Below are 8,241 nucleotides of genomic sequence, written 5' to 3' on the forward strand. Positions count from 1 at the left end.
CGTAGTGCTCGTCGGACCCCGTCCCGGCCCGCTCGGCGATCACCGCCACCTGATCCAACGACAGCTGACCCTCGCGCATCATCGCCGCACACCGCGGGAACTCCTCCACCCGCCGCGCGGCAGTCACCAGTGTCTCCGCGGTATGCGGGGAGACACCCAACTTCCAGGCCACCAATGCCGGGACTGACCGACAGCCGGTGGCACCCCAGATCCCGTCACCCTCGATCTCCGCAGCGATCTCCACCAACCGACTGTCGATCGCATTGCGCTGCCCCGCCAACTCCTCCATCTCGGAGAACAAAGGACATGACACCATCATAGAAGCGAGGTCCGACATCAACTCCCGAGCTCGCCGAGCGCGTGCATCAAATCCTTCGTGGCCGGATAGAGCTCGCGCCACGTGTCATACAGCTCGTCGTACAGCGCGCGGTTGGCCGGGTTCGGGGTGATCTCGTGGCTTATCTTGGCCCAATCCGTTTCCGGCGCAACCAGTTCCACTCCGATGGCCGCCATCAGGGCGTCGCCGTAGCTGGCGCCGATGCCCTGCTCGGCCACCAATTGCGGACGGCCGGTGATGTCGCTGACCGCCTGCGCCCAGATCGGGCTGCGCAGACCGCCGCCGACGGCCACGGTGCGGCGTCCGGTGTGCGCGTCGTCGAACATCTCGAGAATCTGCCTGACCCCGAAGCCAATTCCCTCGTAGGCCGCGCGGAACAGATGCCCGCGGCCGTGGCGAAGGGTCAGGCCGGCGAACAGCCCCCGCGCCATCGGGTCGAACACCGGGGTCCGCTCCCCCGCCAGGTACGGCAGCGTCATCAGTCCCTCGCAGCCCGCGGGAACCGCCGCCGCCTCGGCCATCAGTTCGTCCAACGGCGCACCGCCGGTGACGGACTGCAACCAGCCGATCATGGTGCCCGCCGTCGACGTTCCCGCCGCCAACGCCAACGATCCACGGTCGACGCCCGCGGTCGTCCACAGGGCGGGATCACTGTGGTACTCGTCGATGATCTGCACCAGGAACATCGTCGAGCCGTACATCAGCATTTGGTCGCCGGTGTTGCGGACACCGACCGAGAACGCCTCGGCGGAGGCGTCCACGGTGCCGGCCACCACCGGCGTTCCCCGTGGGACGCCGGTGGCGGCCGCCGCGTCGCCGTGCACGCGTCCGACCACCTCGTGGGGCCACACCAATCGGGGCAGCGGCAGGTGACCGCAGATACGCGTGGCCCATTCGATATTCCACTCGAAGGCACTCGTCGCGTAGAGCGGATCGCACTGACTGGCCGTGTGATGGTCGATCGCGTATTCGCCGGTCAGCTTGGCGGCGATGTAGGAATTCGATCCGTACCACCCCGTCGCCCGGCCGAAAACCTCAGGCTCATGGCGTCGCACCCATTCCAGCTTCGGCCCGACCGCCTGGCTCGACAGCAGCGTTCCCGCCCGTTCCAGAATCTCGGCGGCTCCGAATTCCTCGGTCAGAGAACGTATTTCGGCGGTGGCTCGGGTGTCGATTCCGTAGAGGATGGCCGGGCGGAGCGGGTTCAGGTCGTCGTCGCAGAGCACCAGGCACGGACCCACTCCGCTGACGCACATGGCGGCCAGGGCCGACCCCGATGGCATCTCGCGCACCAGTCGGTTGCTGATCTCGCAGACCTCGCGCCACCACGTCGCCTCGGCGTCGACTTCGGCCCATCCCGGTCGCGGAAGGTTCATCGAGTGGGAGATCGTGGCCGAGGCCAACACGACCCCCGCGGTGTCCACCAGGACGCCCTTCGTGCTTCCGGTGCCCATGTCGATTCCGAGAAGCAGGTCCACGGCGCAACCCTACGTCTGCGCCCGAATGGTCAGTGCTGCGAGCGGGGCACCCGGCGGTCCTTCAACCGTTCCAGCTCCTCGGATTCCACGTAGACGAGCATGGGTTGGCCGGGCACGCAGAGCATGTTGACCACGAAGCGAAGCGGCCCGTCGGCGCGGTTGTTGGCGTCCGAATAGTGGATGACGTCACCACCCGGCTCCCAAAAGGCCTCACCCGCCTTGATCACTCGCGGCGCCTCACCCTCGAGCTCGAACAGCATCTCGCCTTCGAGTACGTATCCGAAGGCGGGACCACCGGGGTGCCGGTGGGGTGGAGCCCCGGGACTGCCGGCCGGCCACTCGATGACCACGGTCATCACGTCGGCGTTCTGCGGAATGAACGGCGGTGTGACGCTTTGGATCACGGTAATGGGACTCTTGGTCCCGTCGGACGTCGTGATGTCGTGCATGGTGGTCTCCTTTGGAGGGTCAGACGGCTGCGCCGCCGCCGTCGGCGTGCAGGGTGGAACCGGTGACGAAACTGGATCTCGGCGAGGCGAGGAACAGGACCGCCTCGGCGATCTCGCGGGGGTCGGCGGTCCGGCCCAGCGGCAGGGCACGACCGAGTTCTTCGTTGGTGTCTCCCCATTCGGCGACGACGCCCTCGGTGGCGGTCGGCCCGGGTGCGACGCTGTTGACCCGGACGTGACGGGACCCGAACTCCGCGGCCCACGTTCGGGTCAGCGATTCGAGGGCCGCCTTCGACGCGCTGTAGGTCGAGGCGCCCGCCACTCCCTTGAAGGCAACCATGGAGGTGACGTTGACGATGCTGCCGCTCCCGCGGGCCAGCATGCCCGGCGCCACGGCGGCGACCAGGAAGTACGCCCCACGGACGTTCGTGTCGAACGTCCGCTCGAAGGAGGCCGGGTCCTGGTCGACGGTCGACGCGCCGGGAAAGCTCGCTGCGTTGTTCACCAAGACGTCGACGTCGCCGCACTGCCGGGCCAGCGAAGCCACCGAGTCCAGGTCCGAAAGGTCGGCGGCGACGAACCGGACGCCGAGGCCGAGTGCGGCGAGCGCCTTCTCCCCACGCTCGACGTCGCGTCCGGTGATCGTCACCGCGGCGCCCGCCTCGGCCAAAAGCCGGGCCGACTCCAACCCGATGCCCGCGGTGCCGCCGGTGACCAGCGCCGTCCGGCCGCTGAGCTCCCTCGGGCTCATCGGGCGGCGAGCCAGTCGGCGAAGTGGGTGGGAGCCAGGGTCGCGCCCGATCCGGTGATCAGGCTGTCCTGCTCGACGTGGGTGCCGAAGTAGGTGGCCGAGGGATCGACGACGACGGGGGTGTCGGCGCCCTGGCTCGCGAGGACGGCACGGGCCATGTCGGCGAACGAGAGCTTCTCGGGTCCCCCGATGTCGACCGTCCCGTCGACTGGCGCGGCGACCGCGGCCTTGGCGACGGCGGCCGAGACGTCGGCGGCCGCGATCGGCTGGATGAGTGCGGCTGGCGCGCGCACCTCGCCGTCGACGACCAGTGATCCGGTGATGGCTTCGGCGAACTCCTGAAACTGGGTGGCCCGCAAGATGGTGTAGGGCAAGCCCGACTCGGTGATCGTCTTCTCCTGCACCACCTTCGCGCGCATGTATCCGCTGTCGGGCAATCCGTCGACGCCCACGATCGACAGCGCCACGTAGTGCCCGACGCCGGTCTCCTTCGCGGCGGCTACCAGGTTGGCCGACGAGGCGGTGAAGAACTTCATGACCGGGTCGTCGTCGAAGGACGGCGAGTTGACCACGTCGACCAGCACCTGCGCGCCGGTCAGCGCCTCCGTCAACCCGGCGCCGGTGAGCACGTCGGCGCCGGTCTCCCGGGATGCCGGGACGACGTCGTGCCCCTGCTCACGCAGCAGCTCCACGACCTTCGAACCGACCTGGCCGGTGGCCCCGATGACTGTGATCCTCATTGCCGAACCCCTCTGGTTGATGTGATGAGTCGACTCTCGCACCGGCCGACGCCACTCGAGCCCTGGAAAGTCCGTAGTCATCACGACGCACGGGTCCCGACAACGCAAAACCCCGGCGCACCAGGTGCACCGGGGTTTGCGTCGAACGTTTGGGGCTTAGCCCTTGCGAGCCTTGACCGCGTCGGTCAGCTGCGGGGTGACCTTGAACAGGTCTCCCACGATGCCGTAGTCGGCGATCTCGAAGATCGGCGCTTCCTCGTCCTTGTTCACCGCGACGATGGTCTTCGACGTCTGCATGCCCGCGCGATGCTGGATGGCACCCGAGATGCCAAGGGCCAGGTACAGCTGCGGCGAAACCGTCTTGCCGGTCTGGCCGATCTGGAACTGACCTTCGTAGAAGCCGGAGTCGACGGCGGCGCGGGAGGCGCCGACGGCGCCACCGAACGCGTCGGCGAGCTCCTCGACGACGTTGAAGTTGTCCTTGCTGCCGACGCCACGGCCGCCTGCGACGACGATCTTGGCTTCACTCAGCTCGGGACGCGCACTCTTCTGCGCCGGCTGACGCGAGGTGATCTTGGTGGCGTTCTCGGCAGGTGCGGGCACCTCGACGCTGACCACTTCGCCTGCACCGGCGACGGGCTCGGCCTCGACGGCACCCGGACGCAGCGCGAGGACGGGTCCGTCACCCTCGGCCTTCGCCTCGGTGGTGTACGCACCGCCGAAGATGGAGTGGACCCCGATGGGGCCTTCCTTGATGCCGATCAGGTCGATGAGCACGCCGGAGCCGGTCTCGGCCGCGACGCGTCCGGCGACCTCCTTGCCCTCGGCACTGGCGACCACGACGACCGCCACCGGCGACGCCGACTCGACGAGCGAGTTGAGGACGTCGACCTTGGGGGTGACGAGGTACTGCTCGACGACGTCGGACTCGGCGACGTAGATCTTCGCCGCGCCGAGCGCCTTGAGCGCGTCGGTCAGCTTGTCCGCCGTGCCCGGCGCACCGATGACGACGGCCGAGGGCTCACCCAGCGCGCGGGCTGCGGTGATGAGCTCTCCGGTGACGTTCTTCAGATTTCCTTCAGCGTGCTCGACGAGCACGAGTACTTCAGCCATTGGTTCTCGATCGCTCTCTAGGAAGTGTGGGTCTGGGACGGGACGACGTAGCTCAGAGGAGCTTCTGGGCGACCAGGTAGTCGGCGATCTGCTTGCCGCCCTCGCCCTCGTCGGTGACCTTCTCGCCTGCGGTCTTCGGCGGCTTCGGGGTTGCCGACACGACGGTCGACCCCGCGTACTGTCCGCCGACCTCGTCGGCCTCGACGCCGATACCAGCCAGCGTCAGGGTCTCGACGGGCTTCTTCTTGGCCGCCATGATGCCCTTGAACGAGGGGAAGCGGGCGTCGTCGACGATCTTCTCGTTGATGCTGACGATCGCGGGAAGCGTCGCCTCGAGACCGAAGATGCCGTCGTCGGTCTCACGCTCGCCGGTGACCTTGCCGTCGGCGATGTCGATGCTGCGCATGGCCGTCAGCTGCGGCAGACCCAGGAACTGGGCGAGGATCGCAGGTACCGCGCCACCGACGCCGTCGCTGGTTTCGTTGCCTGCGATGACGACGCCGATGTCCTCGATCTGGCCGAGCGACCGCGCCAGCGCCCACGACGTCTGGACGATGTCGGAGCCGTGCAGCCCGTCGTCGACGAGGTGGTAGGCCGAGTCGGCACCCATGGACAGTGCCCGGCGGATCGCCGTCTCGGCGCTGGCAGGGCCCGCGGTCAGCACGACCACCTTGTAGTCGGCGTCCGCGTGCTTCTCCTTGAGCTGCAGCGCGACCTCGACGGCCTTTTCGTTGATCTCGTCCAGCACCGGATCGCTACCGGCCCGGTCAAGGGTCCAGTCACCGTCGGTGAGATGCCGATCCTCGTAATCAGGAACCTGTTTGATCAGGACCACGATGTTCGTCATGAGTGTGGTTCGTCCTCCTCGATGAGGCCTCAGCCGGCCTGCCCATATCACGATTGATACAACAGCCATCAGGTTACTAGTCGGTAACTTGGGGCGGTATGCACCCTCACCTTAACTGGTGTTGTTTAACCTTCTGCCCCCTCCCACCGGCTTATGAACCTTGCGAACAAGTGACAATGGCCATAGCTGGGTTAGCCTGCGTTGGCAATGAGCACATTTACCCAGCCCGAACCATCCGAGTCCGCGCTCCCGAACGTGGACTCGCTTCCTCTGACCGGGGAGCGCACCATCCCCGGGTTGGCCGAGGAAAATTACTGGTTCCGCCGGCACGAAGTGGTGTACCAGCGGCTGCTGGAACGCTGCGTCGACCGCGTCGTACTGGAGGCCGGCTCCGGTGAGGGCTACGGCGCCGACCTGATCGCCGGCGTGGCCAGCCACGTCATCGGTCTGGACTACGACGACTCCGCCGTGGCGCACGTCCGGGCGCGCTACCCGCGCGTCGACATGCGCCAGGGAAATCTGGCCGAGTTGCCGCTCGAGGACGGCGCGGTCGACGTCGTGGTCAACTTTCAGGTCATCGAGCACCTGTGGGATCAGGGCCAGTTCGTCGACGAATGCGCTCGCGTGCTGCGCCCGTCGGGCGTCCTGCTGATGTCGACGCCCAACCGCATCACGTTCTCCCCCGGGCGCGACACCCCGATCAACCCGTTCCACACCCGCGAACTGAACGCCGCGGAGCTGGCCGAACTGCTCACCGCGTCCGGCTTCCACGTCGAGGCGATGCTCGGGGTCTTCCACGGCGCCCGCCTCGTCGAGCTCGACGCTCGGCACGGCGGTTCGATCATCGACGCACAGATCGCGCGGGCCGTGGCCAACGCACCGTGGCCGGCGGACCTGCTGGCCGACGTCGCGGCGGTCCGCACCGACGACTTCGACCTGCTCGACGCCAACGAGCGCGCGATCGACGAGAGCCTGGATCTGGTGGCCATCGCGGTGCGACCGTGAGCGCAGAGCCCCTTCCCGGGTCGCTTCGCTCCTGCCCTCCGGAGCCCGCCGTACCGGGCATGTTCACCCTCGTCCTCCACACGCACCTGCCGTGGCTGGCACATCACGGCCGGTGGCCCGTCGGCGAGGAATGGCTGTACCAATCGTGGGCCACCGCCTATCTGCCTCTGATGAGTCTGCTGCGCCGACTGTCCGAGGAGGGCCGCAGTCACCTGCTCACCCTCGGCATGACGCCCGTGGTCAACGCGCAACTGGACGACCCCTACTCGCTGGTCGGCATGCAGAGTTGGTTGGCGAACTGGCAGCTCCGCGGCCAGGAGGCAGCGGTTCGGCGCAGCGGAAGCGGAAGCGGATACGCGGCGCCGGACGCGTTGCGCGCGTTTGGCATTCGTGAATACGAAGAAGCCGGCAGGGCGCTCGAGGACTTCTCGGCGAACTGGCGACACGGCGGCAGCCCGTTGCTGCGCCAGCTGGTCGACGCCGACGCCGTCGAGCTGCTCGGCGGGCCGTTGACCCACCCGTTCCAACCGCTGCTGCACCCCCGGCTGCGGGAGTTCGCCCTTCGTGAGGGCCTCGCCGACGCCGGGCAACGCTTCGCCCACGTTCCCAAAGGCATCTGGGCACCCGAGTGTGCGTATTCACCCGGGCTCGAGCATGACTACGCCGCCGCCGGGGTGACCCACTTCATGGTCGACGGCCCAACTCTGCACGGCGACACCGCGCTTGGCCGGCCGGTCACCGACTCCGGTGTCGTCGCGTTCGGACGCGACCTCAAGGTGAGCTATCGCGTCTGGTCGCCGAAGTCGGGCTATCCGGGCCATGCCGCATACCGCGACTTCCACACCTACGACCACCTCACCGGCCTCAAGCCGGCCCGGGTCACCGGGCGCGCGGTGCCGTCGGAGGACAAGGCCGCCTACGAACCCGAGCGCGCGGACCACGCGGTCGACGTCCACGTCGCCGACTTCGTCGACGCCGTCCGCCGCAGGCTGACCTCGGAATCCGAGCGCATCGGGAGACCGGCCCACGTCATCGCGGCGTTCGACACCGAACTCTTCGGACACTGGTGGCACGAGGGCCCGGTGTGGCTCGAGCGCGTGCTGCGGGCACTGCCAGAAGCCGGGATCCGCGTTGGCACGCTATCCGACGCCATCGCCGACGGCTTCATTGGCGACGCCGTCGAATTGCCGCCCAGCTCTTGGGGTTCGGGCAAGAACTGGCAGGTATGGAATGGCGAGCAGGTGTCGGACCTGGTTCGGCTCAACACCGAAGTCGTCGACACCGCCCTGGCGACGGTGGACAAGGCGCTGACCCAGCACGCGGTCGTCGGTGCGCCGACCCCGCGCGACGTCGTCGCCGACCAGATCCTGCGCGAGGCGTTGCTCACCGTGTCCAGCGACTGGCCGTTCATGGTCAGCAAGGACACCGCCGCCGAGTACGCCCGCTACCGTGCCCACCTGCACGCCCACGCCACCCGCGAAATCGCCGACGCACTGGCGGCGGGCCGCCGCGAGCACGCCG

The 8,241-nt window shown here is 68.0% G+C and carries 9 protein-coding genes; 2 read left to right on the forward strand and 7 right to left on the reverse strand.

What is annotated here, in order from left to right; all coding sequences use genetic code 11:
• From B1790_RS35570 to B1790_RS33880, 7 genes are all read right to left on the reverse strand, one after another.
• The coding region (locus B1790_RS35570) for a DUF222 domain-containing protein (protein ID WP_233165447.1) at positions 1-337 on the reverse strand (337 nt) is incomplete at its 3' end.
• Entirely contained in the window at positions 337-1,815 is a 1,479-nt protein-coding gene (locus B1790_RS33855; RefSeq protein WP_079927630.1) for an FGGY-family carbohydrate kinase, read from the reverse strand. The genes B1790_RS33855 and B1790_RS35570, both read right to left, overlap by 1 nt.
• A gap of 29 nt (positions 1,816-1,844) precedes the next feature.
• Entirely contained in the window at positions 1,845-2,264 is a 420-nt protein-coding gene (locus tag B1790_RS33860; protein ID WP_079927631.1) for a cupin domain-containing protein, read from the reverse strand.
• Positions 2,265-2,283: 19 nt separating this feature from the next.
• Positions 2,284-3,015: an SDR family NAD(P)-dependent oxidoreductase gene (locus tag B1790_RS33865; protein WP_079927632.1), complete on the reverse strand. Its 732-nt coding sequence runs from the start codon at positions 3,013-3,015 to the stop codon at positions 2,284-2,286.
• Complete coding sequence (locus tag B1790_RS33870; RefSeq protein WP_079927633.1) at positions 3,012-3,755, reverse strand: SDR family oxidoreductase; 744 nt, start codon at positions 3,753-3,755, stop codon at positions 3,012-3,014. Before B1790_RS33870 ends, B1790_RS33865 begins: the two co-directional genes overlap by 4 nt.
• 156 nt (positions 3,756-3,911) lie before the next feature.
• The gene (locus tag B1790_RS33875; RefSeq protein WP_079927634.1) at positions 3,912-4,868 is read right to left on the reverse strand and encodes an electron transfer flavoprotein subunit alpha/FixB family protein; all 957 of its coding nucleotides are present in this window, start codon (positions 4,866-4,868) and stop codon (positions 3,912-3,914) included.
• A 52-nt stretch (positions 4,869-4,920) separates the two neighbouring features.
• Entirely contained in the window at positions 4,921-5,715 is a 795-nt protein-coding gene (locus tag B1790_RS33880) for an electron transfer flavoprotein subunit beta/FixA family protein (RefSeq protein WP_079927635.1), read from the reverse strand.
• 207 nt (positions 5,716-5,922) lie between these two features.
• Here B1790_RS33880 and B1790_RS33885 point away from each other — a divergent pair, with 207 nt between their 5' ends.
• Together B1790_RS33885 and B1790_RS33890 are read left to right on the forward strand one after the other, a co-directional pair.
• Positions 5,923-6,720, forward strand: coding sequence for a bifunctional 2-polyprenyl-6-hydroxyphenol methylase/3-demethylubiquinol 3-O-methyltransferase UbiG (locus tag B1790_RS33885; RefSeq protein ID WP_079927636.1), 798 nt, complete (start codon positions 5,923-5,925; stop codon positions 6,718-6,720).
• 59 nt (positions 6,721-6,779) lie between these two features.
• Positions 6,780-8,241 (forward strand): glycoside hydrolase family 57 protein (locus B1790_RS33890; RefSeq protein WP_079927637.1); only part of this gene is annotated, 1,462 nt, incomplete at its 3' end.

This window comes from Mycobacterium sp. AT1 (genome assembly GCF_002043095.1).
Taxonomy (GTDB): domain Bacteria; phylum Actinomycetota; class Actinomycetes; order Mycobacteriales; family Mycobacteriaceae; genus Mycobacterium.